At 46.8% G+C, this 24,812-nt stretch carries 24 protein-coding genes; 13 read left to right on the top strand and 11 right to left on the bottom strand.

Going from position 1 to position 24,812, the window contains the following annotated elements; all coding sequences use genetic code 11:
• Positions 1 to 88 precede the first annotated feature (88 nt).
• Complete coding sequence (locus WC259_RS03845; RefSeq protein WP_011309428.1) at positions 89 to 964, bottom strand: GNAT family N-acetyltransferase; 876 nt, start codon at positions 962 to 964, stop codon at positions 89 to 91.
• Between the two features lies 1 nt (position 965).
• A complete protein-coding gene (locus WC259_RS03840) occupies positions 966 to 2,486 on the bottom strand; it encodes a YifB family Mg chelatase-like AAA ATPase (RefSeq protein WP_015407823.1) in 1,521 nt (506 codons plus the stop codon).
• A gap of 189 nt (positions 2,487 to 2,675) precedes the next feature.
• Here WC259_RS03840 and nusA point away from each other — a divergent pair, with 189 nt between their 5' ends.
• The 10 genes from nusA to WC259_RS03790 all read left to right on the top strand — a co-directional run bounded on the left by nusA (position 2,676) and on the right by WC259_RS03790 (position 12,135).
• On the top strand, positions 2,676 to 4,151 hold the full coding sequence (nusA, locus tag WC259_RS03835) for a transcription termination factor NusA (RefSeq protein WP_011309426.1): 1,476 nt from the start codon (positions 2,676 to 2,678) through the stop codon (positions 4,149 to 4,151).
• A complete protein-coding gene (gene rnpM, locus WC259_RS03830; RefSeq protein WP_015407085.1) occupies positions 4,141 to 4,440 on the top strand; it encodes an RNase P modulator RnpM in 300 nt (99 codons plus the stop codon). The genes nusA and rnpM overlap by 11 nt, the downstream gene beginning before the upstream one ends.
• Positions 4,421 to 6,202, top strand: a complete 1,782-nt coding sequence (gene infB / locus WC259_RS03825; protein ID WP_011309424.1) for a translation initiation factor IF-2 — start codon at positions 4,421 to 4,423, stop codon at positions 6,200 to 6,202. The genes rnpM and infB overlap by 20 nt, the downstream gene beginning before the upstream one ends.
• Entirely contained in the window at positions 6,202 to 6,558 is a 357-nt protein-coding gene (gene rbfA / locus WC259_RS03820) for a 30S ribosome-binding factor RbfA (protein ID WP_011309423.1), read from the top strand. The genes infB and rbfA overlap by 1 nt, the downstream gene beginning before the upstream one ends.
• 2 nt (positions 6,559 to 6,560) lie before the next feature.
• Positions 6,561 to 7,463, top strand: coding sequence for a tRNA pseudouridine(55) synthase TruB (truB, locus tag WC259_RS03815; protein ID WP_011309422.1), 903 nt, complete (start codon positions 6,561 to 6,563; stop codon positions 7,461 to 7,463).
• A 46-nt stretch (positions 7,464 to 7,509) separates the two neighbouring features.
• Positions 7,510 to 7,683, top strand: a complete 174-nt coding sequence (locus WC259_RS03810) for a DUF5679 domain-containing protein (protein WP_011309421.1) — start codon at positions 7,510 to 7,512, stop codon at positions 7,681 to 7,683.
• A gap of 143 nt (positions 7,684 to 7,826) precedes the next feature.
• Positions 7,827 to 8,939 (top strand): inositol-3-phosphate synthase, encoded by a 1,113-nt coding sequence (locus tag WC259_RS03805; RefSeq protein ID WP_011309420.1) that lies wholly within the window; start codon positions 7,827 to 7,829, stop codon positions 8,937 to 8,939.
• Between the two features lie 44 nt (positions 8,940 to 8,983).
• Positions 8,984 to 10,132: a glycosyltransferase family 4 protein gene (locus WC259_RS03800; protein WP_012984344.1), complete on the top strand. Its 1,149-nt coding sequence runs from the start codon at positions 8,984 to 8,986 to the stop codon at positions 10,130 to 10,132.
• A 45-nt stretch (positions 10,133 to 10,177) separates the two neighbouring features.
• Entirely contained in the window at positions 10,178 to 10,759 is a 582-nt protein-coding gene (locus WC259_RS03795; RefSeq protein ID WP_015407819.1) for a CDP-alcohol phosphatidyltransferase family protein, read from the top strand.
• Positions 10,760 to 10,863: 104 nt separating this feature from the next.
• The gene (locus WC259_RS03790) at positions 10,864 to 12,135 is read left to right on the top strand and encodes an adenylosuccinate synthase (RefSeq protein ID WP_041224096.1); all 1,272 of its coding nucleotides are present in this window, start codon (positions 10,864 to 10,866) and stop codon (positions 12,133 to 12,135) included.
• A 119-nt stretch (positions 12,136 to 12,254) separates the two neighbouring features.
• Here the strand turns inward: WC259_RS03790 and WC259_RS03785 are convergent, their stop codons facing one another.
• From WC259_RS03785 to rpsO, 7 genes are read right to left on the bottom strand one after another with little or no spacing between them, the layout of a single operon-like run.
• On the bottom strand, positions 12,255 to 12,884 hold the full coding sequence (locus WC259_RS03785) for a GNAT family N-acetyltransferase (RefSeq protein ID WP_372643239.1): 630 nt from the start codon (positions 12,882 to 12,884) through the stop codon (positions 12,255 to 12,257).
• Positions 12,844 to 13,509 carry an N-acetyltransferase gene (locus tag WC259_RS03780; RefSeq protein WP_011309415.1) on the bottom strand — a complete coding sequence of 222 codons (666 nt, stop codon included), beginning with the start codon at positions 13,507 to 13,509 and terminating at the stop codon, positions 12,844 to 12,846. The genes WC259_RS03785 and WC259_RS03780 overlap by 41 nt, the downstream gene beginning before the upstream one ends.
• Position 13,510: 1 nt before the next feature.
• A complete protein-coding gene (dapA, locus tag WC259_RS03775; protein WP_011309414.1) occupies positions 13,511 to 14,404 on the bottom strand; it encodes a 4-hydroxy-tetrahydrodipicolinate synthase in 894 nt (297 codons plus the stop codon).
• 2 nt (positions 14,405 to 14,406) lie between these two features.
• Positions 14,407 to 15,423 (bottom strand): aspartate-semialdehyde dehydrogenase, encoded by a 1,017-nt coding sequence (locus tag WC259_RS03770; RefSeq protein WP_372643235.1) that lies wholly within the window; start codon positions 15,421 to 15,423, stop codon positions 14,407 to 14,409.
• A gap of 10 nt (positions 15,424 to 15,433) precedes the next feature.
• Positions 15,434 to 16,225, bottom strand: coding sequence for a 4-hydroxy-tetrahydrodipicolinate reductase (gene dapB, locus WC259_RS03765; protein WP_011309412.1), 792 nt, complete (start codon positions 16,223 to 16,225; stop codon positions 15,434 to 15,436).
• A 16-nt stretch (positions 16,226 to 16,241) separates the two neighbouring features.
• The gene (locus WC259_RS03760) at positions 16,242 to 18,404 is read right to left on the bottom strand and encodes a polyribonucleotide nucleotidyltransferase (RefSeq protein WP_011309411.1); all 2,163 of its coding nucleotides are present in this window, start codon (positions 18,402 to 18,404) and stop codon (positions 16,242 to 16,244) included.
• 41 nt (positions 18,405 to 18,445) lie between these two features.
• On the bottom strand, positions 18,446 to 18,715 hold the full coding sequence (gene rpsO / locus WC259_RS03755) for a 30S ribosomal protein S15 (protein WP_052471054.1): 270 nt from the start codon (positions 18,713 to 18,715) through the stop codon (positions 18,446 to 18,448).
• 178 nt (positions 18,716 to 18,893) lie between these two features.
• Here rpsO and WC259_RS03750 point away from each other — a divergent pair, with 178 nt between their 5' ends.
• The 3 genes from WC259_RS03750 to WC259_RS03740 all read left to right on the top strand — a co-directional run bounded on the left by WC259_RS03750 (position 18,894) and on the right by WC259_RS03740 (position 22,343).
• Positions 18,894 to 19,184, top strand: coding sequence for a DUF503 domain-containing protein (locus tag WC259_RS03750; protein WP_011929147.1), 291 nt, complete (start codon positions 18,894 to 18,896; stop codon positions 19,182 to 19,184).
• Positions 19,185 to 19,195: 11 nt separating this feature from the next.
• The gene (locus WC259_RS03745) at positions 19,196 to 21,490 is read left to right on the top strand and encodes a DEAD/DEAH box helicase (protein WP_372643230.1); all 2,295 of its coding nucleotides are present in this window, start codon (positions 19,196 to 19,198) and stop codon (positions 21,488 to 21,490) included.
• A 70-nt stretch (positions 21,491 to 21,560) separates the two neighbouring features.
• Positions 21,561 to 22,343, top strand: coding sequence for a prolipoprotein diacylglyceryl transferase (locus WC259_RS03740; protein WP_372643227.1), 783 nt, complete (start codon positions 21,561 to 21,563; stop codon positions 22,341 to 22,343).
• Between the two features lie 179 nt (positions 22,344 to 22,522).
• Here WC259_RS03740 and WC259_RS03735 read toward each other — a convergent pair whose 3' ends face one another.
• Both WC259_RS03735 and recJ read right to left on the bottom strand, forming a co-directional pair.
• Positions 22,523 to 23,155 carry a glycerol-3-phosphate acyltransferase gene (locus WC259_RS03735; protein WP_011929145.1) on the bottom strand — a complete coding sequence of 211 codons (633 nt, stop codon included), beginning with the start codon at positions 23,153 to 23,155 and terminating at the stop codon, positions 22,523 to 22,525.
• Positions 23,156 to 23,170: 15 nt separating this feature from the next.
• Positions 23,171 to 24,812: single-stranded-DNA-specific exonuclease RecJ (gene recJ, locus WC259_RS03730; protein ID WP_372643224.1), on the bottom strand; the 1,642-nt coding region annotated here is incomplete at its 5' end.

Raw genomic sequence — 24,812 nt, 5'->3', positions numbered from 1 at the left:
TAGAAGACGGCATACGACATATCAGAATGCATTTATGCCTGTAAAATGCTTCCGTTAAGTATTATTTGTAAAGAATACGGCCGATAAACTACTCCTCTTTGTCAGACTTTTTGGGTTCTTTTTTATCGTCCTTGAAAATATTGCTCACGTTCTTGCCGAAACTCTGGGCAGCATCACCCACTTCTTTAAACTTTACCTTTATCTCCTCATCTTTAAAACGGTCAGTTACTGCTTCCGCCGAACTTGAAACACTCTTGCCAAATTCTTTGGCCTTGTCTTTTAAAGAAGGGTCATTGAATATCTCGCTAACGGCGCTTCCGAAGGCGGCCAGCATTTCACCAAAACTCTCAGCAGCTTTACGGGAATTAGCTTTGAGGTCTTCTTTCACGGTTTTTTCTCCTTCAGCCATTACAGGCAGATCGGTTTTATAGTCTTCACGGGGAAGTACAAAAAGTATTGTGCCTTGTTCAAGGCCTTTACCCGAAGCGCTAAACCCTATTTTTACCAGAAGTTTCTGGGCGGCAATAGATTCCGGATAAGTCTGGGCTATAATCTCTTTGACACTTGGGTCCTGCAGTATCCAGCCTATTAGGCTGTGAACAGCTTCCATGGCGTACCCGTGGTGCTGATAATGCTCCAGTATGGAATAATCAATTTCCATGCGGCCTTCGGGGGTGGGTTCCCCTTTGAACCCTGCCTGCCCGATAAGCTCCCGGTGAGTACCGGACGGGTTCAGGATGATATACCAATTGAGATAACCGGTCTTGAACCTGCTTGCTTCATATTTTGTCAATAACCGTTTTAAAGTTTCGCAGCCATAGCCTTCCGGCGGCCAGTTGGCCGGAATTTCGGCTCCCAGTAATTGCCCCAACTCTTTCTGTCCCTGAATTTCGCAATTCAGCATTTCGGCATTTGCCGGGACCAATTCCAGGCGGGGTGTTTGAAGAATTAGTGGTTCCTTCATTTTATACCTGCCAGCGTGGCCTGTATTGTATAGCTTCGGCCAAGTGATGTGCTTTGATTATATCATTATTTTCAAGGTCAGCAATGGTGCGGGATAATTTCAGTATGCGGTGATAGGCTCTGGCAGACAGGAAAAGCTGTTTGGTAGCCGAACGCAGCAAATTCTGGGCGGTATCTTCCATAGTGCAAAACTGACGTATTTCTGCCGGTGTCATCTCCGCGTTAGACAATATTTTGTACTTGGCAAAACGTTCCAGCTGGATATTGCGGCAATTTTCCACCCTTCGGCTGACGATTTCTGATGATTCCCCAAGCCGGTCACTGGAAAGTTTTTCGTATTCTATGCGGGGCACATCTATGACTATATCTACCCTGTCTAAAAACGGGCCGCTTATTCGCCTTTGATAACGCGTTACCAAACCCGGCGGGCAGGTACACCGTTTAACATTGTCACCATAAAATCCGCAAGGGCAGGGATTCATAGCACCTACCAGCATAAAGTTAGCCGGAAAGCTGACGCTGCCCTGTGCCCGGCTTATAGTTACGGTTTTATCTTCAAGCGGCTGACGCAGAAGTTCCAGCAGGCTGTGACCGAATTCCGGCAATTCATCCAGAAAAAGGACACCGCGGTGGCTTAAGCTGATTTCTCCCGGTTTAGGAAAAGTGCCTCCACCTACCAGCCCGGCAGAGGAAATAGTGTAATGTGGGGCGCGTAAAGGGCGGCTATGTATAAGCGGAATATTTGGCGGTAACAGACCGGCAATACTGTATATCTTGGTAACCTCCAAAGCTTCAGCACTGGTCATAGTGGGGAGAATAGAGACCAAAGCCCGTGCCAGCATGGTTTTCCCGCTTCCGGGAGGGCCGGTCATTACCATATTGTGTCCGCCGGCAGCGGCTACTTCCAGCGCCCGTTTTACATTCTCCTGCCCTTTTATATATGCTAAATCCACATAATTCGCAGGGGGGGTACCTTTTAATTCTTCTTTAAATTCGCTTAGCTTGGGGGCAGCACGGTCACCCTGCAGGTATTCCGTTATTTCCTTCAGGGTTGTAAAAGGCAATATACTGGCACCCTCTACCAGTGAGGCTTCGCGGGCATCACAAGCGGGCACAATGATATTGGTGTAACCTTTCTGGTAAGCCAAAGCGACCATAGGCAAAATGCCGCTGGTATGGCGAAGACTACCATCCAGGGAAAGTTCTCCCAGAAAAAGTGTCTGACTGGTATCAGCCTTTAGCTGTTCGGAACTTATAAGAATCGCTAAAGCTATGGAAAGGTCATAAGCAGGGCCGGCTTTTTTAAAATCAGCCGGTGCCAGATTGGCTACAATACGTTTAACAGGAAAAGTGAATCCGGAGTTTCGTATAGCAACCCTTACCCGCTCGCGGGCTTCCTGAATAGCGGTATCCGGCAGCCCTACAATGGTAAATGAGGGCAATCCGGCAGAGATATCGGCTTCTACCTCAACAATAGTGCCTTCCAGTCCTATAAGAGCGCAACTTGATACTTTTGCGAGCATAATAGTTAATGTTACAGGCAAGCCTAAAGGGTGTCAACGGGATATATTTAACTGGTTTTAAGGCCTTGTATGTTGCCAATATATAGGGTTTGTGTTATACTACTGCAAAAGCTAAATCGCGTTGTTGAGGTGGGTTCAAACCCACTTTTTTGTTGTATCGGGATAAACTGAGGAGGATACAGAACCGAGATGAAAAGCGACTTTTTGCTCGCTATCACCCAGCTCTCGGCAGAAAAGAATCTGCCAAAAGAAGTAGTACTTGCTACCGTTGAGTCGGCATTGGTATCGGCTTATCGTAAAGAGAGCTTTGCTCCAAACCAGAATATCACGGTGAAGATAGACCAGCTTACCGGCAAAGTAAAAGTCATGGCCGAAAAGCAAGTAGTTGAAAAAGTGATAGATAGCCGCCAGGAAATGCGTTTGCTTGAGGCTAAAAGGCTCAAAGCTGATGCCAAGATAGGCGACTTGATGATGGTTGAAGATACTCCGGCTGATGCCGGGCGCATTGCCGCCCAGACAGCCAAACAGGTTATTCTCCAGCGTCTGCATGAGGCTGAAAACACCGCTATTTTTGATGAATATGCCTCCAAGGCGGGAGATACTCTGGTTGGTGTGGTACAGCGTATAGAACCCAAACAAATTACGGTGGATATCGGCCGAGTAGAGGCTATAATGCCTGCTAATGAACAGGCCTATGGCGAAAGGTATCGTGCCGGACAGAGGATAAAGGTTTACGTGGTGGACGTGGCAAAAACAGCCAAAGGGCCTTCAGTTATTGTCTCACGTTCTCATCCCGGTCTGGTACGCCGTTTATTTGAAATGGAAGTTCCTGAAGTTTTTAATCAGCTGGTAGAGATAAAGGCTGTTGCCCGCGAGGCAGGCTCACGCTCTAAAGTGGCTGTAGGTGCCCTTCAACCCGGAATTGACCCGGTGGGTTGTTGTGTGGGTTTACGTGGTATTCGTATCCAGAATATTGTCAGCGAGTTAAACGGCGAAAAGATAGATGTGGTTGCATGGAGTAGCGAAATAGCTTCTTTTATTGCCAATTCACTCAGCCCTGCCCAGGTGACCAAGGTTATCCTGAATGAAGCTGAAAGATCTGCCATTGTGGTCATACCTGACCGCCAGCTTAGTTTAGGTATCGGTAAAGAGGGTCAGAATGTACGTCTGGCAGTTAAGCTGACTGGTTGGCGGATTGACATAAAGAGTGCTTCTGATGAAGATGTTGAACGGGCCGAAGTGGCAGCCCGCCAGCAAGAAGAAATTTCAAAGTCCAAAATAACTGAAAAAGTTGTTGAAAAACAACCTGTAATAGCAGCTGTTTCAAAGACCGAAACCGTACCTGTTGAAAAGGTGTTACCTGCCGATACAATAATAGAACCTGTGGCTAAAGAAACACCTGCGAAGGCTGAATCTGTGCCTGAAGAGCAGGGTGTGGTAGTGCCTTTGAATGTGCTTGATAAAGCGGCCGGGGGTGATTCGGTCAAACTGCGTTTTGCCGAAGACTTGCTTCCCAGACGTGAAGTTGTCATTGATGATAAGAACAAAAGCAAGAACAAGAAAAAGACTGTCAAAGGTAAAGATACCGCTGAAGATGGTATCAAGCTTAAGGGCAAAAAACGGCGGAATGTAACGGAATATGAATCAGAGGAAATTGACTTCTAAATTTGTGCCCATGCGGACCTGTATCGCCTGCCGTACCGAGAAAGCTAAAGCAGACCTTGTGCGGCTGGTGAGAACAGAAGATAATGACGTAAGGGTAGACCATAGCGGTCGTCTGGAAGGACGAGGTGCTTACTTGTGCAGAGATATGGCCTGCTGGGAATCCGGTTTAAAAGGCAGTTATATTACCCATGCTTTAAAGATTGCCATAACACCGGAAAATCGCGAAGAACTGTTAAAATATGGGCGCGAAGTGTGTGAGGTGAAAGAAAATGGTAGAGAAGACAAGTAAACCAAGCGCCAAAACTGAAGTTGCACCTCCGGTCAAGATTATTGAACTTGGGGCAGCGGTATCGGTAAAAGAACTGGCTGATAGCCTGGAAACAAACCCTGTCGAAGTTATCAAAGCCCTGATGCGTAAAGGCATTATGGCTAATATAAATCAGGTTATAGATTTTGATATAGCCAAAGGTGTGATAGAGGCGGCTGGTTTTGAGGCCAAGCTTAAGATTCTGAAAAAGAGTGCCGCTAAAAAAGCTTCACCTGCCAAAGAAAAACTGAGCAACTTCCCTCTTCGCCCGCCGGTAGTAACGATAATGGGTCATGTAGACCATGGTAAAACCCGTTTGCTTGATGCCATACGCTCTACTAACGTCATGGAAAAAGAAGTAGGCGGTATTACCCAGCATATTGGTGCTTATCAGGTGGAAATAAAGGGCCATAAGATAACTTTTCTGGATACCCCCGGTCACGAAGCTTTTACTGCCATGCGTGCCAGAGGTGCTCAGGCTACCGATATTACTATTCTGGTAGTTGCTGCTGATGATGGTGTTATGCCCCAGACTCTGGAAGCCTTGGATCATGCCAAGGCGGCCGGTGTTCCCATTATTTTAGCTATAAACAAGATGGATAAACCCGAAGCCAATCCTGACAGGGTTAAACAACAGCTGGCTGAAGTCGGGCTGGTGGTGGAGGAGTGGGGCGGTGACACGCTGGCAATCCCGACATCTGCCCGTGAAAACAAAGGCATTAACGAACTGCTGGAAGCAGTTTTGCTTATAGCAGAACTTGAAGATCTAAGAGCTGATCCCAATCAACCTGCCAGCGGTGTAGTTATTGAGGCTGAAATGGATAAAACCAAAGGCCCGATGGCTACAGTACTGGTGCAAAGCGGTACCCTTAAACTGGGTGATACTGTGGTTGCCGGCAATACTTGGGGGCGGGTCAAAGCTATGTTTAACGATGTGGGCAAACGCATCAAAAAGGCTGAACCTTCCACTCCGGTAGCTTTGTTGGGTATGGAGAGTGTGCCTCAGGTGGGTGATAAGATTATAGCTGTGGCCACTGAAAAACAGGCCCGGGATATGGTTAACGAAAATAGCCAGAGCACCCGTAAAACAAACGCAGTCAGCCTTACTAATGTTTATGATCAGGTTAGCCAAGGTAACATAAAGGAACTTAACATAATACTCAAGACCGATGTTCAGGGCAGTCTTGAGCCCATTAAAGATTCTTTAGAAAAACTTAGCACTGACAAGATAAAGATAAATATTAATCGCAGCGGCGCCGGTAACGTTACCGAGAGTGACGTTATGCTGGCTATGGCTTCAGGCGGTTTGATTATCGGCTTTAGCACCGGTATAGAAACTAATGCCCAGCGTTTGGCTGATGCCGAAGACATTGATATTCGGCATTATGATATTATCTACAAGCTGATAGAAGATGTGGACAAGGCCCTGCAAGGTTTGCTTGAACCTACCATCAAAGAAGTTATTGACGGCCGGGCCGAAGTGCGGGCAGTCTTTGAAAGCACCAAAAAGCTCTCTATTGCCGGTTGTATGGTACTGGAAGGCAAACTGGTAAAGAACTCTCAGGTAAGGCTTCTGCGGGGTGGTGAAGTCATAGTAGACGCCCCCAGCAACAGTCTTCGCCGCTTTAAGGAAGATGTTAAAGAAGTAGTGGCCGGCTATGAATGCGGCGTAGGCCTGAAAGATTTCAATGAGTTCCAGAAGAGTGATATTTTAGAATTTTATCACAAGGAAAAATCACGATAATGTCACGGCGAATAAAGAAACTTAACCAGCTGTTCAGGGCGGATATAAGCGCCCTCCTGCAAAAAGAGATTCGTGACCCGCGTCTGGACACGCTGTTGTCTGTAAATGAAGTAGACATATCTGAAGATATGCGCCATGCCAATGTGTATGTGAGCCATCTGGCAGGTGATGAACACAAAGATGAAATACTGGCCGCTTTGAATGCAGCGGCCGGATTTTTCCGTACTGAAATAGCCAAAAAGACTGATATACGCTATATGCCGGTTTTCCATTTTGTATGGGACATTACCATTGAAAGGGGTGTTCGCCTGAATACCCTTATAGACCAGGTCATTCACCACCAGCCTGAAGATTAGCCATGGACGGCATCCTGAATATCAACAAACCTTTCGGGATAACCTCATTTGATGTAGTTGCAAAAGTCAGGCGTATTTATTCCCAAAAAAGGGTAGGGCATGGGGGTACTCTTGACCCGTATGCAACCGGAGTAATTCCGGTGTTTTTGGGAAGATCTACCCGTCTTATAGAGTATCTGTCTTCCGTCAGCAAGACATATCTGGCTGAAATAGAGCTGGGAGTGGAGACGGATAGCTATGACAGCGAAGGCGAAATCACTTTCCGCAAAACCTGTGACTATGTTACCCGTGAAATGATATATAAAACTTTGATGGATTTTCAGGGTGAGATAATCCAAATTCCCCCTATGTATAGTGCCGTAAAACACCGCGGGATGCGTCTTTACAATCTGGCAAGGCAAGGGATAGAGGTTGAAAGAATTCCCCGGGTAGCCACAATTTATGGCATTGAACTGCTTAACTACACTTCACCGGTACTGCGTGTACGGATAGAATGCGGACACGGCACATATATTCGTTCTCTGGCCTTTGACTTGGGTAGAAAACTGGGTTGCGGGGCGTATCTGAAATCTCTGGTAAGAGAGGCATATGGCCAGTTTAATCTGGCAAACTCTCTGGATTTTGCTGACCTTGAGGCCGCAAAATGTGACGGGAAACTGGCAGGTATTCTCCTCCCGCTGGAGACAGCCATCGGGCATCTGCCAAGAGTTTCCCTTGATGAAAAGAATATAACCCGCTTGGTAAATGGTCTGGAGATAACACTGGATAGGATTGACAAACCTGAGGCTGTGGCCGTATACAATGCTGAAAACAGTTTCGTTGCTATAATCCAGCCGGAGACTGACGGTACTTGGCATCCGGCTAAAGTCTTCATAAGACAAAGCCCGAAACCGGATGCAAATTAGCTTAAAATTATACTTGTAATGCTTGACAATACGCCTATAATAGTAGATGATATATTCCAAAATACCCGAAAGGAGACCGGCCATGGTACAGGCTTATTGTGTCAAGGATCGCAAGAAGATTGACGTCAAAGATGCCAAGAGAGTTACTCTGAAAAATGGTCGCGGAGCCTGGCAAGGTACCTGCCCAGTTTGTGGCGGGAAGGTTTTCAGGATAGGCTAAGTTACTTAGTTTGTCTTTAAAGGTGGCTTTAAAAACGCCCGTATGGGCTTAAAGATGGTATCAAATTATTCAGAGGTTATCTTCTGAAGGGTTAATGACGTTTCAGGATAGCCTCTTCTGTTGGAAGGAGAGAACGGAAAAAATTGGGTAAAATCAACGTTGCCATTATCGGTGTTGGTAACTGTGCTTCGTCCTTAGTACAGGGTGTTCACTATTACCGGAAAGCAAAGGACACTGAATTCGTTCCAGGTCTGATGCATGTTAATCTTGGCGGTTATCACGTTAGCGACATTAACTTTACTGCTGCCTTTGATATTGACAAGAACAAAGTCGGCAAAGACCTTAGTGAAGCTATTTTTACCAAGCCTAACAATACCTTCAAATTCACTGACGTGCCCGAAATGGGTATCAAGGTTGAGCGCGGCATGACCCATGACGGTCTGGGCAAGTATCTTTCCCAGATTATTCAGAAGGCTCCTGGCTCTACTGCTGATATTGTGAAAATCCTCAAAGAAACCAAAACAGACGTTGTTATCAACTATCTGCCCGTTGGTTCAGAGGAAGCCACCAAATGGTATGTGGAACAGATTTTGGAAGCCGGTTGCGGTATGGTTAACTGCATACCGGTATTTATTGCCCGTGAAAAGTACTGGCAGCAGCGTTTTGTAACTGCCGGTGTACCTATTATCGGCGATGATATCAAGTCACAGGTGGGTGCTACTATTACCCACCGCGTACTGACCAGACTTTTCTGTGACCGGGGTGTTAAGCTGGAAAAGACTTATCAGCTGAACTTCGGCGGTAACACTGACTTCCTGAATATGCTTGAACGCGAACGGCTGGAATCCAAGAAAATTTCCAAGACCAATGCTGTTACTTCACAGCTTGACTACAAGCTGGATCCCGACTGTGTCCATGTAGGTCCCAGTGATTACGTGCCGTGGCTTGAAGACCGCAAGTTCTGCCATATCCGCATGGAAGGCCGAACCTTCGGTGATGTTCCTTTGAATCTGGAAATGAAGCTGGAAGTTTGGGACAGCCCTAACTCTGCCGGTGTAGTTATTGACGCTGTTCGTTGCTGTAAGTTGGCCATGGATAATGGCATGTCTGGTTCACTGAACGAACCCTCTTCATATTTCATGAAGTCACCTCCGGTTCAGTATACCGATGATGCCGCGCATCTTATGACCGCTGAGTTCATTAAAAAGACTTCTGCCAAAAAAGTGGCGGGGCCTGAGAAGAAGGCAGAGAAATAACCCGAACTTCCTTAGTGATACTATAGGTTAGTTGGCGGTTAACAGTGAAAATAGCTTTAGTCTGTCCTTATGATTTTGCTTATCCGGGTGGCGTAGTTAACCACGTTAACTCGCTTTATAAAGAACTTAAAATGCTGGGGCATGATGTTCGCATCATTGCCCCAGCATCAAAGTCTCTGGCGGAATACGGCACGGATTTTATTCAAGTCGGCAAGCCCCGCCCCTTAGCTACCTCTGGAACAGTTGTTCGTATCAGCCTTTCGGTCAATCTAAAAAACCGCATAAAGAGAGTTCTGGCCGAAGAAAAGTTTGATGTTATCCATCTGCATGAGCCATTTATGATAATGCTATGCAGTGCTATGCTCAGATTCTCCAAAACCTGTAATGTGGCTACCTTCCATGCCAGTCAGGGGAAACCCGGTTATAATCTGGGGTGGCCTTTTACCCGAATCTTCCTGCGGCGGCGGAGACGAAACCTTCATGGTCATATGGCGGTTTCAAATGCGGCTTTGCGTTTTGCCTCCAAATATATACCCGGTGAATATACCATTGTGCCAAACGGTATAGATCTGGATTTATACCATACAGAAGTGCAGCCTTTTTCAGAATATATAGATGACAAGCTTAATATCCTTTTTGTGGGGCGAATGGAAAGCCGCAAGGGATTGGGCTATCTTATTGATGCTTACGCCCAGATTAAGCCCCTGTGCCCCCAGACAAGGCTTCTGATAGTAGGGCCGGGTACACCCCGGCAAATTAGCCATTATCGCAATATGGTAAAAAGACACGGACTTTCTGATGTGGTATTTGTAGGCGGGGTTTCCTGTCATGATTTACCGCGTTACTATAAGACAGCCCATATTTACTGTTCTCCGGCTACCGGTCAGGAAAGTTTCGGCATTGTACTTTTGGAGGCTATGGCTTTGGGCGTGCCTATTGTTGCTTCGCGAATTGAAGGATACCAGTGTGTGCTGACGGATAACAAAGAGGGGCTTTTCGTTCCTCCTAAAAATGCTGATGAACTGGCAAAAACCTTGATAAAACTCATAACCCACCCTGATATGCGATCTGAGCTGAGTGCCGAAGGATTAAAGACAGTCCAGCAATATAGCTGGAAAAGGGTTGCTAAAAAAGTAGAAGAGTACTACCATTTGGTGTTAAGTAAAAATCACCACGGGCCGGAAGGTAAATAGTTAGACTATTGCCTTTAGGTCAGGGCAGAAAAGAGTCTGAATAAAATGTCTGGTATGGCAAGTTGGCGTAAAGAAATTGCCCTTAAAATTACAAACCCCGTCATAAATCTTTTAGCTAAAACCGGTCTTACCCCAAATATGGTTACGATAATCGGTTTTGTTATTACTCTGGTGGCGGCTGTAATCATAGTTAATGGGAACCTGCTTTTAGCGGGAATAGTTATGTTGCTGGCAGGTGTATTTGACATGCTGGACGGGGCACTTGCCCGCCGGACCGGCAGGGTTACCCGCTTCGGGGCAGTGCTTGATTCTACTTTAGACAGGGTCTCGGAAGCTGCAATTCTTATCGGGGTATGCGCTTTTTATTCCCAAAACGGGCAGACAACTGAGGTAGTGCTGGCGGTAATTACCCTCACACTTTCTTTGCTGGTCAGTTATATACGGGCTAGAGCCGAAGCCATGGGGCTTGAAGGAAAAGAAGGATTTTTTACCAGACCTGAACGGGTGGTTGCACTGGCTATAGGCATGATGCTGAATATACTCGTTCCGGTATTGGTCTTGGTAAGTGTTCTCAGTTTGATAACTGTTATTCAGCGGCTTGCAAATGTTTACCGACAGACCAAATGATAGTGACTTTATCAGCCTAATCTGTTAAACTTTATCGGTTTCCCCTCGGCAACTAGTAGTTGGGTGAGGGGATAAAATATGTTTAAAGCCGAATTGGGGGAGTTATGCCTGTTACAGCAATAGTTGGTGGACAGTGGGGAGATGAAGGTAAGGGTAAAGTTGTAGATATGCTGGCCCAGGAGGCTGATTACGTAGTACGCTTTTCCGGCGGTGATAATGCCGGTCATACTGTTATAAACCCTATGGGTGAGTTTAAACTTCATATCATTCCTTCAGGTGTTTTTTATCCCGGTGTAAAATGCATTATCGGTAACGGGGTGGTTATAAACCCTGATGTATTTATCCGCGAACGCAATGAGCTTATCAGCCGCGGTGTAAATGTGAGCAACGTTTTTATCAGTGACCGTGCGCATCTGGTTTTGCCCTACCATATACTACTAGACGGGCTTGAAGAAGAGGCCAGAGGCAATAAATCACTGGGGACTACCCGAAGGGGCATAGGGCCTGCCTTCGTGGATAAATATGCCCGTATGGGCATACGGGTGGGTGATTTGCTGTTGCCTGAGTACCTGCGTGAACGGCTGGAGTATGTGCTGGAGTGCAAAAACCAGATACTTACCAAAGTCTATGATGCGGCCCCCATTTCTCTGGATGAGATTTATGAAACCTGCCTTAAATGGGGTAAAGAACTAGCCCCTAATATAAGAGAAACTACCCATATTATTGAAGAGGCTATCAGCCAAGACAAAAAGATAATAATGGAAGGCGCTCAGGGAGCTTTGCTTGACCCTGATTTCGGTACTTACCCTTACGGAACTTCCAGTTCGCCTTTGGCGGCTGGCGGTTGTCTGGGGATAGGTATCGGACCGGCTTCAGTCAGTGCCACACTGGGTGTTTTCAAAGCTTATAGTACCAGAGTTGGCGGAGGCCCAATGCCCACCGAGCTTCTGGATAAAACAGGAGATACCATACGTAATGAAGCCCATGAATATGGTACAACTACAGGGCGTCCCAGACGGATAGGTTGGTTTGATGCGGTGGCAGGGCGGTTCAGCTGCCAGATAAACGGTATGACTACCGCCATAATGACCCGTTTGGATATTATGGATATTCTGCCCAAAATATCTATTTGTACGGCTTATGAGCTTAATGGCAAGATAATAAAATATTTCCCTGCAAATTCGGGTGAGCTTGCCAAATGCAAGCCTATTTATGAGGAGATGGCCGGCTGGCTTTGCTCTACTAAAGAAGTTAGAAATTACGATGACCTGCCGGAGGCAGCAAAAGCCTATATTTGCCGCATTGAAAAGCTTATCGGCTGCCAGATGAGTGCCGTTTGTATCGGCCCTTCTCGCGAACAAACTATATATAAATAGACATGTTATTGGTCAGAATATAAAGAGGGGGCTTTAAAGCCCCCTCTTTATATTCTGATTTTACGTTTTATATATTCGGTATGCCGGTTTTACGGCTTAAATGGCTGAACTGCAAATACTTAGGATACTTTACGGTCCGGGTTTTTCAGCATGCCATATATGGTTTGGCTGGTACCTGTAATCACCTGACTGGCTAGCAGTTTGAAACCCAGATGCTCATACATGGATACATTTTGAGCACTTTGAGTTTCCAGATAACACGGTATACCGGTTTCGTTCATAAAGTCCAGCATGGGGCGTACCAGATGTCCGGCTATTCCGTTGCCCTGATATTCGGGGTCAACCGCCAAAAGCGCCAAATGAAAGTATATAGCCGGGGCATGTTTATTGCGTAGTGTCTGACTGATTTTATCTACTCTAGACATTTCAGTCAGAAGAGGCAGTTGGTTTCGTACCTGAAATAAGTAAAACAAGTGCCTGAGACGCTGGTTAAATGTTTTGCGGACATTATTCGGTTCCCAAAGGGCTATTCCCTCAAGATTGGCGGAACTGGCATATGCCTGCCCGCTATCCATACCGGTTTTTAAAATATATTCAAAAATCTGGTAAAGAGCATCTATCCTCGCTTCTTCTTTAGAAATTTCCTTCATTACAGGGTCATCATGGAAAGCACGGGCACAGACTCCGGCGGCTTTGGGTATATCTGATTTATTCAGCTTGTAGAGATATTGAAGAGGAATTTCCTCCATGGTAGTCCTTTCTGATTTTTCTGAGCATGGCATGAAGTGAGATATTGCTTAAGGGCAAATTAAATTGGCCTATTTCTTCATACCCCCAGCGGCGGTACATATTTACATTCTGCAAGTTTTGGGTTTCAAGGTAAGATGTTACATTACTCCGGTCTAGTTCCGCCAGAATAGGGCGGATAACTTTGCTGGCGAATCCCTGCATACGGTATTTAGGAGCTACAGCCAGCAAGGCAAGGTATTTGTTACTAAAAGGGTACAGCTGGTCTCTCATTTTGTCACACAGGTTGTTTAGTTGCATATCCCTCTGGAAGTAATTAAAACCGCACCACAGGTTTTTCAAGGGAAAACCGCAACTGATAAGTTGCCAGAGGGATATACGAACCGGAGTATCAAACCAAATGGAAACCGCTTCCATATCGGGTGAGGAAGCATATGCCTGCCCGTATTTTATGCCCAGTGCGGCATAATACTCAAAAACTATCGGTAACCGCTTAGCTTTTTGGGTATCTCCCTGCAGAAGATATACAGTGAGCGGATCATCCCTGAAAGCCTCGGCAGCTACCCTGGCAAGATGTTTTATGTCCGTTTTTTCCAAACGGTATAGACCATTGTCGGACTGTATCATTTTATTTTATGGGCAGGTCAATAGTATAGCCCCTAAGGCTTTCGCGTATAAGGGCAGCAGTTTTCTCATCTGCTTCGGTCATGGGCAGTCTCAGCCCGCCCACTTCAAACCCCAGATAATTCAGGGCATATTTGATAGGTATGGGGTTGGATACTACAAAGAGTGAGCGTATCAGCGGCGTCAGGTGGCGGTGGATAGCAGCCGCATGCTCCGTATTGCCTGAGACAAAGCTGGTTATCATGTCTTTTATCTGGTTGCCTACCAGATGTGATGCTACCGAGATTACCCCGTAAGAACCCATTGCCAGCATGGGCAGGGTATCACTATCATTTCCGCTCCAGACGGTAAAATCAGGGCGGACATTGTTTATTATTTGGGCGATATCATCCAGTTTGCCGCTGGCTTCTTTGATACCCACAATATTGGGTATCTGGCTCAAGCGGATTACTGTTTCCGGGTTCATATGGGTAATAGTCCGTGAGGGTACATTGTAAAGTATGCAGGGAAGCTTGGTAGCCTCTGCAATGGTCTTGAAATGGAGATACAAACCCTCTTGGGTAGGCTTGTTATAATAGGGCACTACCAGCAAACAGGCATCTACCCCTATCTTTTCGGCTTTGAGAGTGTTTTCCAATGCTTCCTGAGTGCTGTTGGCACCCGTACCGGCAATAACCTTGCCCCTGTTGCCGACAGCAGATTTTACGGCTGCAAACAGGGCGTGTTCTTCTTCCCAGGTAACGGTGGGAGATTCACCTGTGGTGCCAACTACTACCAGCCCGTCACTGCCTGAATCTAACAGCCCCAGAGCCAGTTTCTGAGCCTGAGCATAATCTACTGTCCCGTCTGTTTTAAACGGGGTTACCATGGCGGTAATAAGTCTGCCTAATTCTTTCATTTCTAACCTCCTATCATGCCGCGGTTAACCAGTTCTTCGGCAATCTGGACTGCATTTAGAGCAGCACCTTTTCTGACGTTATCAGCCACTACCCACATAAGCAAACCATTGGGACTAGATATATCTTTACGTATCCGCCCCACAAAGACCTCGTCTGTGCCGGTGGCCAACCACGGGTGGGGATAGAGTTTGACAGCAGTTTCGTCCAGTACTTTGATGCCGGGTGACCGCAGGAGTATATCGCGTGCCTGCTCCGGTTCCATGGGGCGTTCAAATTCTACAGTAATAGCTTCCGAATGGCCGGTAAAGACCGGCACCCTGACGCAGGTAGCCGAAACTTGTATATTGTCCGCATGCATAATCTTGCGGGTTTCTTCCAGCATTTTCCATTCTTCCTTGGTGTAACCGCTGTCCAGAAAGACATCAATCTCCGGCAGGACATTAAAAGCAATCTGGTGGGAATATACATGTGCAACCGCTTTTTGACCGTCAAGCAGCTGGCGGGTTTGGGTTCGAAGCTCGTCCACTGCGTTTATGCCTGTACCGGAAACGGCCTGAAAAGTAGTTACCACAATACGTTTAATCGGGTTTACCTGATGCAGGGGGTACAGGGCAACAACCATCTGAATTGTGGAACAGTTGGGGTTGGCAATTATCCCTTTATGCTTGGTAATGTCTTCAATATTTACCTCAGGCACTACCAGCGGTACTTTAGGATCCATACGGAATGCGGCACTGTTGTCTACCACTATGGCTTTGTGCTGGGCAGCAATAGGGGCAAAATGGCGGGAAATATCCGTGCCGGCAGAAAACAAGGCAATATCTACATCGTTAAATGAGTCATAGGCAGTTTCTTTGACCTCTATTGCCTCGCCTTTTACAGTTATTATCTTGCCCGCAGAGCGGTCAGACGCTAGGAGTGAAACGGAGTCCATAGGAAAATCCCGTTTTTCCAGTACTTTTATAAATTCCTGACCTACCATTCCGGTAGCACCTACTATGGCCACTCTGTAACCCATGGACTGCCTCCTAAAGCTTAAGCAGTTTGTCCAGACCAAAAACAAAACCTTTGGTATGGACTATTTCTTTTATCGCCAGTAAAACACCCGGCATATAGCATTCACGGCTAAAGGCATCATGCCTAATAGTCAGTGTTTGACCGGCCGCACCAAAAATAACTTCCTGATGTGCCAGCAGACCCGGCAGGCGTACACTATGTACCCGTATGCCATCGTGTTCCTGTCCGCGGGCATCTGTAAGATTTTCCTTGGGTGGTTTGTTAAAAGCTTCACCCCTGGCTTCCAGCATGGACGCTACTGTGACCAGAGCGGTGCCGGAAGGTGAGTCCAGTTTCTTATCATGATGCAGTTCTATCACCTCAGCACTGGAAAGGAAGCGCGAAGCAACCTGCGCCAAATGAACCATTATTATAGCACCAAGGGCAAAGTTGGGTGCAAGTATAATTCCAATATCATTGGTTTTGGCTAACTGTTCAATTTCAGATATTTCCTCAGGTGAAAAGCCGGTAGTGCCTATGACCAGATTAACCTTGTGGGCGGCGGCAATACGGATGGCAGGCATGGAAGCCTTAGCAACAGTAAAATCTACCATTACGTCAGGCTTGGTCTGCGAAAGAATGGAAGAAAGGTCTGCCGAGTAGGGGATAGAGCCGCTGCCATCCGGCAGAGCCATGGCAGGGCTTTCCGCCCGTATATCCACTGCTCCCACCGGATGAAAGTTATTTTCCTGGCACAGGGTCTTTAAGACCTCCTGGCCCATTTTGCCTGAGGCACCGTGAACTACAACCTTTATAGGTGTCATAGCGCCTCCTAATATATTATGAGTTAGACCGGTCAGAAGGGCGGAAAGGACCGGGACGACGCGGCTGAGAATCACGGTTGCGTGAAATGGGTACAGCGTTCGGATTGAGAATAACCCTGTGTGACAGGTTTACCCTGCCCTGGTTATCAATCTCTATAACCTTAACCGTTATATCATCACCCACCTTGACTATATCTTCTACTTTTTCAACTCTGTGGTCGGCCAGTTCGCTTATGTGTACCATGCCTTCTTTTCCGGGCAGGATTTCAACAAAAGCACCGAAGGTCATTATACGGGTGACCTTACCGGTATAAATACTGCCGGCTTCGATGTCTTTAGTCAGGTCTTCAATTATCTTGATGGCCTTTTTAGCCGAAGCCTCGTCAGTAGCACCAATAACCACTGTGCCGTCATTTTCAATGTCAACGGTAGTATTGGTTTGCTCAATAATAGAGCGGATAGTTTTGCCGCCGCTGCCGATAACACTGCCAATCTTGGAGGGGTCAATATTTATCTTGTACATTCTGGGGGCATAAGGGCTAAGCTCTGTTTTAGGCTGGGCAAGAGCTTTGTCCATTACGTCCAGTATGTTATAGCGGGCTTCTTTTGCCTGGTATATGGCATCACGGATAATATCAAAACTGATACCCTTGACCTTCATATCCACTTGTATGGCGGTTATGCCGTCACGGGTACCGGCAACTTTAAAGTCCATATCGCCGTAGTTATCTTCGATGCCTTCAATATCAGTAATGGTGCAGTAGGTATCATTTTCACCGGTAATAAGGCCGATGGAGATTCCTGCAACAGCTTTTTTGACCGGTACGCCTGCATCCATAAGTGACAGGCTGGACGAACAGACACTGCCCATAGAGGTAGAGCCTGATGAGCCAACCACGTCAGCTACCAGACGAATGGTATAGGGGAATTCTTCCGGAGTGGGCAGGACAGGCACTAAGGCACGTTCGGCCAAAGCGCCATGACCGATTTCACGCCGTCCGGGAGAACCGGAACGTTTTACTTCACCGGTAGAGAAGGGGGCAAAGTTGTAGTGAAGCATAAAACGCTTGGTATCTTCGGCACTTAAGCCATCCAGCTGTTGGGATTCCTGTAAAGAACCAAGGGTGGTTATAGCCATGACCTGGGTATCACCGCGGGTGAATAAAGCAGAGCCATGGACGCGGGGCAAAAGCCCTGTTTCAGCATCCAGCTGGCGAAGCTGTTTGATACCCCGTCCGTTTACCCGGATATCCTTCTCAAGTATAGTAGAGCGGATAGCTTTCTTGATTTCTTTGTCATAAGCGGCCAGGATATCACCTTCGGCGAATGTTTCTGATAAAGCCGCAACCAGTTCAGCCTGAAGGCCTTCAACCGCATTTTCACGGGCGGTTTTATCTTGGTGGCTAAGGGCTTCATTTACCCGTCCTTTTACAAAAGCGGCAACAGCCGTTTTGACTTCTTCGGGTATTTCAAGCACCGGCACGGGTAGCTTTTCTTTGCCGAGCTTGGCACGGATTTCATCCTGGAGGTCAATAAGCTCTTGATTTGCCTTATGGGCAAACTCAATAGCGTTAATCATAATGTCTTCAGGAATTTCTTTGGAACCGGCTTCAATCATCACCACCGCTTTGCGGGTGCTGACTACCACCAGATCCAGCTGGCTTGATTCCAACTGGGCAAAAGTGGGATTAAGCACAAATTCACCGTTTATATATCCAATACGGCTGGCTCCGACCGGACCTTCATATGGTATTTCAGACATGGCCAGAACTGTGGAAGCACCCACTACGCCCCAGATATCAGCGTCATTTTCCTTGTCTGAAGCAATTACGGTAATAATAATCTGAAGATCATTGCGCCACTCTTTGGGGAGAAGAGGGCGAAGAGGTCTGTCAGTCAGTCGCCCAGCCAAAATAGCCTGTTCACTGGGGCGGCCTTCACGGCGGATAAACCCGCCGGGGATTTTGCCGGCGGCATACATCCGCTCTTCGTAATCTATAGTCAGGGGGAGAAAATCTACCCCTTCGCGAGGTTTCTTGGCAGAACAAAGTGTTACCAGTAATTCAGTATCCGCATAGCGGATAGTAATCGCGGCATCTGCAAGACGGGCAAGTTTCCCGCTCTCAATAACAAGTTTCCTGCCGCCGATAGTTCGTTCAAATGAGTTGGCAGTTATCAATAACGTAATCTCCTTACGGGGTTATTTGCCTTTGGCAAAAACTATTTTCTAAGGCCAAGATTGGCAATAAGCTCCTGATAACCGGCCCCATTGCTGTTGCGCATGTATGAAAGCAAGCGGCGGCGGCGGCCAACCAGAGTAAGCAGGCTTCTCTTGGTATGAAAATCGTGTTTATTGGCTATCATATGGGTGGTTAACTGGTGGATACGGGCAGTGAGCAAAGCTACCTGCACTTCAGTAGAGCCAGTATCGGATTCGCTCTTCTTGAATTCATTAATGATCAGAGATTTTTCCTGTTTGTCCAAACTTATTCCCCTTATATTATTCTACTTAATTCAAAGTCAAAATTATATCACAGCGTGGCTATATTGTAAAACAAATGCACTATATTTAGGTATAATATACCACATTTCGGCAAGCATTTACTTGACGTAATATAGTGGGCAGGGTATATTCATTTGAGAGCCTTGTAAAAAGGAGTTCTTTAGCTTGCACTCAGGTATACTCAGATTATGGCTGGATCTGCCAGAAAACACCTCTCTGAAGGGTAAACGCCAGCTTGTTCAACCATTGGTTAGGCAACTGCGAAGCCGTTTTAATATTTCAGTAGCCGAAGTAGAAGAGATGGATAGCTGGAAGACGGCGGTTATAGGTATAAGCTGCATAAGTAACAGTGCCGTAGTGGCCGACCAGTTACTAAATAAAGCTTTGGCTTTTGTAACCGATGGCGGATTTGATGTGGTTATCCGTGATTTTGAGATTGAAATAATGGCAGTTTAAGGTGATATCTCTTGGAAACTACCGAGTTTTTGGCCTATATTGCATCTCTGCCTGATTATCAGGAGCAGATAGCCCACATTGAACGCTTGCCATACCGCCCGGCGGAATATGCTAAACCAGATGCCCCGCTTTTACCCCAGATAGATGCCCGCCTTAGGAAAAAACGAATTTTGCCGTTATATACCCACCAGGCAACCGCAGTAAATCTTTGCCGGCAGGGTAAAAACATAATTGTGGCTACCCCGGCGGCCAGCGGCAAAAGTTTGTGCTATAACCTGCCGGTACTTGAAAAACTGGTATCGGACCCGAATGCCAGAGCCCTATATCTTTACCCCACAAAGGCTTTGGCGCAGGACCAGTTGCGAAGCCTGAAATCATTTGCGGTGCCATCACTGCTTTTGGCTGAAGAGATGGATGTGTATGACGGTGATACCCCGAACCGTAACCGTTCGGATATCCGTTTGCAGGCAAGGATTATACTTTCCAACCCGGATATGCTTCATGTGTCCATACTGCCGTCCCACCAGAAATGGAGCCGTTTTTTACGCCATCTGGAATATGTGGTTATAGACGAAGCCCACATCTACCGTGGGGTATTTGGTTCGCATCTGGCAAATATCATAAGGCGGCTTCGGCGTATTTGCAGTTACTATGGCAGTTCACCGAAGTTTATTCTCAGTTCAGCTACTATTGCCAGTCCCGGCACTCACGCCCAAAGTTTGACCGGACTGCCTTTTTCAGTGGTGGATAATGACGGTGCTCCCAGAGCAGAAAAGGATTTTATTTTTTGGAATCCGCCTATTATTGACCCTGCTAACGGGATGCGTCATAGTGCCAACTCGGAGTCCGCGTTTCTTTTAAGTGAGTTGGTCAGCCACGAAATCCGCACGCTGGATTTTGCTCGTACTAAACGGCTTACCGAGCTTATTTATAAATATTCGCGTGACCGCCTGATAGCCATAAAACCCGAATTTGCCGACCTTATCAAGCCATATCGGGGAGGATATACTGCCGAAGACCGCCGCAAAATAGAAAAAGAACTTTTCTCAGGTAAATTGCTGGGGGCGGTTTCCACCAATGCACTGGAACTGGGGGTGGATATCGGTGACCTTGGGGCTAGCATACTGACCGGTTTTCCGGGCAGTATTTCCAGCACTTTCCAGCAGGCGGGGCGCAGCGGCAGAAGGTGCGGACACTCTCTTTCATTTTTGCTGGGGCTGGATAACCCGCTTGACCAGTACTATATGAATAACCCTGAAAGGTTGTTTAACAGCGGTTTTGAGAGTACTTTTATAAATCCTGAAAATCCGTATATATATAAAGCCCACCTGTTATGTGCTGCTTGGGAAATGCCCTTAAATGAATCCGAAACAGATATTTTCGGAGAAAATCTGGCTGAAGAACTGGAAATACTCTCCGAAGAAAGAGTACTTAACAAGCGGCGGGGCAATTATTATATATCAGCAGATATTTCTTATCCTGCCAGAGATGTCAGTATCCGTTCAGCTTCGGGCAAGGATTTTTGCCTGGTAGATGCGCAGAGCGGACAGATTATTGAAACGCTGGACTACCAAACAGCCTTTCTGCAGGCCTATCCGGGGGCAGTTTACCTGCATCAGGGTGAAAGCTATCTGGTAAGCAGTTTTGATCTGAATTCACAGGTAGCCTTGCTGGAGAAGAAAAAACTGGAATACTATACGGTTACCCATGACCTTACCGAAATAAGTATACGTGAAGTGTTGAAAAACAAACTGGTGGGGGATATCAGTGTATATCTGGGCAAAGTAGACGTTACACTAACGGTAACAGGTTACAGACGCAAAGCCCAGTTTACAGAGCAGATATTGAGTGAAGAACAGCTGGATTTGCCGCCTCAAACCTTTCCCACTATAGCGGTTTGGTTTAAACTGCCGGCTGAAACAGTCCGTATTATGGAAAAATATAAAATGGATTTTCACGGGGCTATCCACGCTGCCGAACATGCCCTTATTGGGCTTTTGCCTTTGTTTGCCTTGTGTGACCGCAGTGATATCGGGGGTGTTTCCACCCCCCTTCACCCGGATACGGGTACTTCGGCAATATTCATCTATGACGGGCATCCCGGCGGGGTGGGCATTGCCGAAAAAGGGTACGAGATTATTGACCAGCTTTGGGAAACTGCCCGTAACCTTATTGATAAATGTACCTGCGTAGATGGCTGCCCCAGCTGTGTCCAGTCCCCCAAATGCGGAAATAACAATAAACCGCTGGATAAAAACGGGGCAAAAACAGTGCTGGAAAGATGCCTTGGCAAAACCTGTTTGTGATGACGAATTTGTTAAGGTATAATTTTAATTAGGTCACGCCTCTTTTTAAATTGAAACAGGACAGGTAATTATGTTTGAAATAAATGTAGACCCGATAGCCTTCAGCATAGGTTCGCTGGTGGTTAAGTGGTATGGCATCATGATGGCACTGGGTGTGGTGGCACTGGTTTCATGGATATTCTGGCGGATTAAACGCGGGGCGAATATTTCGTATGATACCGTGCTGACTGCGGCTATTATCGCTATTCCTTCCGGCATTGTCTTTGCAAAGCTTCTGCATGTTATAGATGCTTGGGAATATTACAGCCTTAATCCCGGAGCTATATTTAGCGGCGAAGGTCTGACCATATTCGGAGCTATTATAGGTGCCACAATAGGCCTGTGGATTTACAGTAGATATTCTCACTTCAATCTGGGTTATTTGCTGGATGTGGCTGTACCCGGCATACTGCTGGGGCAGGCTATAGGCAGAGTGGGATGTTTGCTGAATGGTTGCTGTTACGGGGAATTTGGTGGTACTGGTTGCAGCGTAATTTATACCAACCCCGCCACGGCCGCCCCTTACGGGGTGGAGGTAGCACCTACCCAAGCTTATGAAATTATCTTTTTGTTGTGTCTTCTTACCTTCAGTTTGTTCATCGCCAAGAAATTGCGGCCTGACGGCCAGCTTTTCCTGCTTTATATCAGCCTGTATGCCGCATGGAGAGTTGCTATTGGTTTTGTACGGGTGAATGATGATTTTGCTTTAGGTCTGGAACAGGCTCAGGTAGTGGGTCTGATACTTATGGCCGTAGCCGTTCCGCTTTTTATTTACCGCCTTAGAAAGCAAAAACAAACGGATAAAATAACTTAAACCGAGGCATTCGGGGTAACCCAAGTCTAAACTGCTTTGATAAATTAACCTTGCAGATTTGATTGAAATGCGTCTGCAAGGTTTTTATTACTCTTGGTATTATCTTCGCTTTTTCAGAATATTCATTAATAAAAGCGGAATATTCTTCATTTGCTTCAGCTGTCTTGTGGAAGACTAAACTAAAGTCTCTCTTTAAGGTTTCTGCGAAAGATAGCCCGCTTAGCATTGCCGGAGCCGGCCTTGTTTTTTATCTCTTTCATGCGGGGTATGTACATGAGTATGGGTATCATAACTACCAGTAGGGAGAAAAGTACTTTGCCCATATCATGTTGCCCCAGCCATGCCACCAGTATAAAGCTGATAAAAGAGATGCCGTAACTCAGGGTGGGGAAACGGGTAATAGCCATCAGGATAAGAAAACAGGCTATATATATGGGAATGCCCTCAGGCATCATGTAGGCTAGAATACCGATAGCGGTTGCTCCACCCTTGCCGCCCTTGAATTTAAGCCAGACAGGGTAATTGTGCCCTGCAATGGCCATCAGAGCACATAGCATCTGGATACCCAATCCTTCACCCAGCCAGTTGGCAACAGCCATAGCCAGAGCACCTTTGCCGATATCCGCTGTCAGTACCAGAATACCCGGCCAGAAACCCACATTATAAAAAACGTTCATAGAGCCCATGTTTTTTGAGCCTACGGTGCGGATATCTATTTTTTTAAAAATCCGTCCTGCCAGATACGGGGCAGGCGTAGAGCCGATAAAATATGCGGCAATGAGTGCAATTATAACCATTATCAAGCTGTTCATTTGCTCACCTTTTTACTAAATCTTGGTACCTGAGGGTGCCATGTCAATTATCTTCAGGCGGAGGGTGTCTGTTCCGCACCATTTATCCAGTTCAAGATTATACACTATATCTACCGGGGATTGGAGAAAACTGCTTAGTTCTTTGGCTTGGCGGAATGCCACCCCGTCCCAGAAACGGCCTTTGTGTTTTATACGTAGTTTTAGGTGTTCGTTATTACTGCCCATTGACCGGTAATCAGTAATATTCAGCCCGCGGCTGAGGAAAACAGGCTTCGGGTTTGCCTCTCCGAATGGAGCCAGACGCTCAAGTTCGCGCAAAGTGGCCGGGCAGAGCAGGCTTAAGTCTGTGTCAATATCAATATCTATAAACGGCTTTAATTCCATACCGCTCAGGGTTTCTTCGGCGTAAGCGGAAATGCCTTGTACAAACGCATCCAGATTTTCTATGGGCAATGTGAAACCTGCCGCTTGGGCATGTCCGCCAAAATGGCTGAACAGGTGGGCAAAGCGGTTGAGCGCCTGAATAATATTGAAATCCGGTATGCTGCGGCAACTGCCGGTAGCAGAATCAGCATTGGTCTTGATGACAATAGACGGGCGGTAGTATTCATCTGAAAGCCTGCCTGCCACCAGTCCGCTGATACCTTGAGGGCATTCGGCATCACTGAATATGAGCAGAGCAGGCGGGAACTGGGTATCAAGCATAGCTCTGGCTTTTTCTACAAAACGAACGGTTAGTTGCTGGCGTTCGGTATTTTTGTTTTCCAGCCAGAGTGCCAGTTCCTGAGAATCACTTATAGTAGTGGCGGTAAGCAGTTTGTATCCGGCCATAGCGTGTTCCAGCCGTCCGGCCGCATTCAGGCGGGGAGCCATTATCCATGAAATGCTTTCCGGCTCTATTTCCCCCAGATGCAAGCGGCTAAGCTGGGCCATTTCTATTAGGCCGGGGCGGGGTTCTGCATTCAGAAGTTTTACCCCCTCCTTTACCAGATAACGGTTTTCATCCAGAATGGGTACAATATCCGCAACCGTGCCTATGGCTACCAAATCCAGTAAATCTTTGGCTTCATCCTCCCGCCCTAGGTTGCGGTACAAAGCCTGTATAAGTTTATAAGCCACCCCAACTCCGGCAAGCTCTTTACAGGGGTAGGTGGAGCAGGACATTTTGGGGTTTATAATGGCATATGCAGGCGGCAGTTCGTCCAGCGGGGTGTGGTGGTCTGTGACTATCACGTCCAGCCCTATTTTGTTTGCTCGTTTGATTTCAGGTATGGCGGTAATGCCGCAGTCAGTGCTGATAACAAGAGAAACACCTTCTGCGCGGTGTTTCTCAAGGGCGGATATTTTTAAGCCGTAACCCTCGGTAATGCGGTGGGGTATATATGGTGTTACATTTCCGCCCAAACGGGCAATGCCGGTAGTTAAAACTGCCGTAGCCGTCAGCCCGTCAGCATCAAAATCCCCATAGACTACTATCTTTTCGCCTGCCAGCAAGGCTTTGTAAATGCGGCTGACAGCCATTTCCATATCAGGAAATAAAAACGGGTCATGATTTAAACGCTTGTCTGGCGAAAGAAACAGGTCAGCCGCTTCAATGGTTGTAATGCCCCGGTTATAAAGCAAACGGCTAATCAGGGGCGGATAAGGAAAGTTCTGG

This window comes from Dehalococcoides sp., from assembly GCF_041654235.1.
GTDB lineage: Bacteria > Chloroflexota > Dehalococcoidia > Dehalococcoidales > Dehalococcoidaceae > Dehalococcoides > Dehalococcoides mccartyi_B.
Note: the sequence above shows the minus strand (reverse complement) of the source record. Positions and strands in the feature narration are given on the sequence as shown.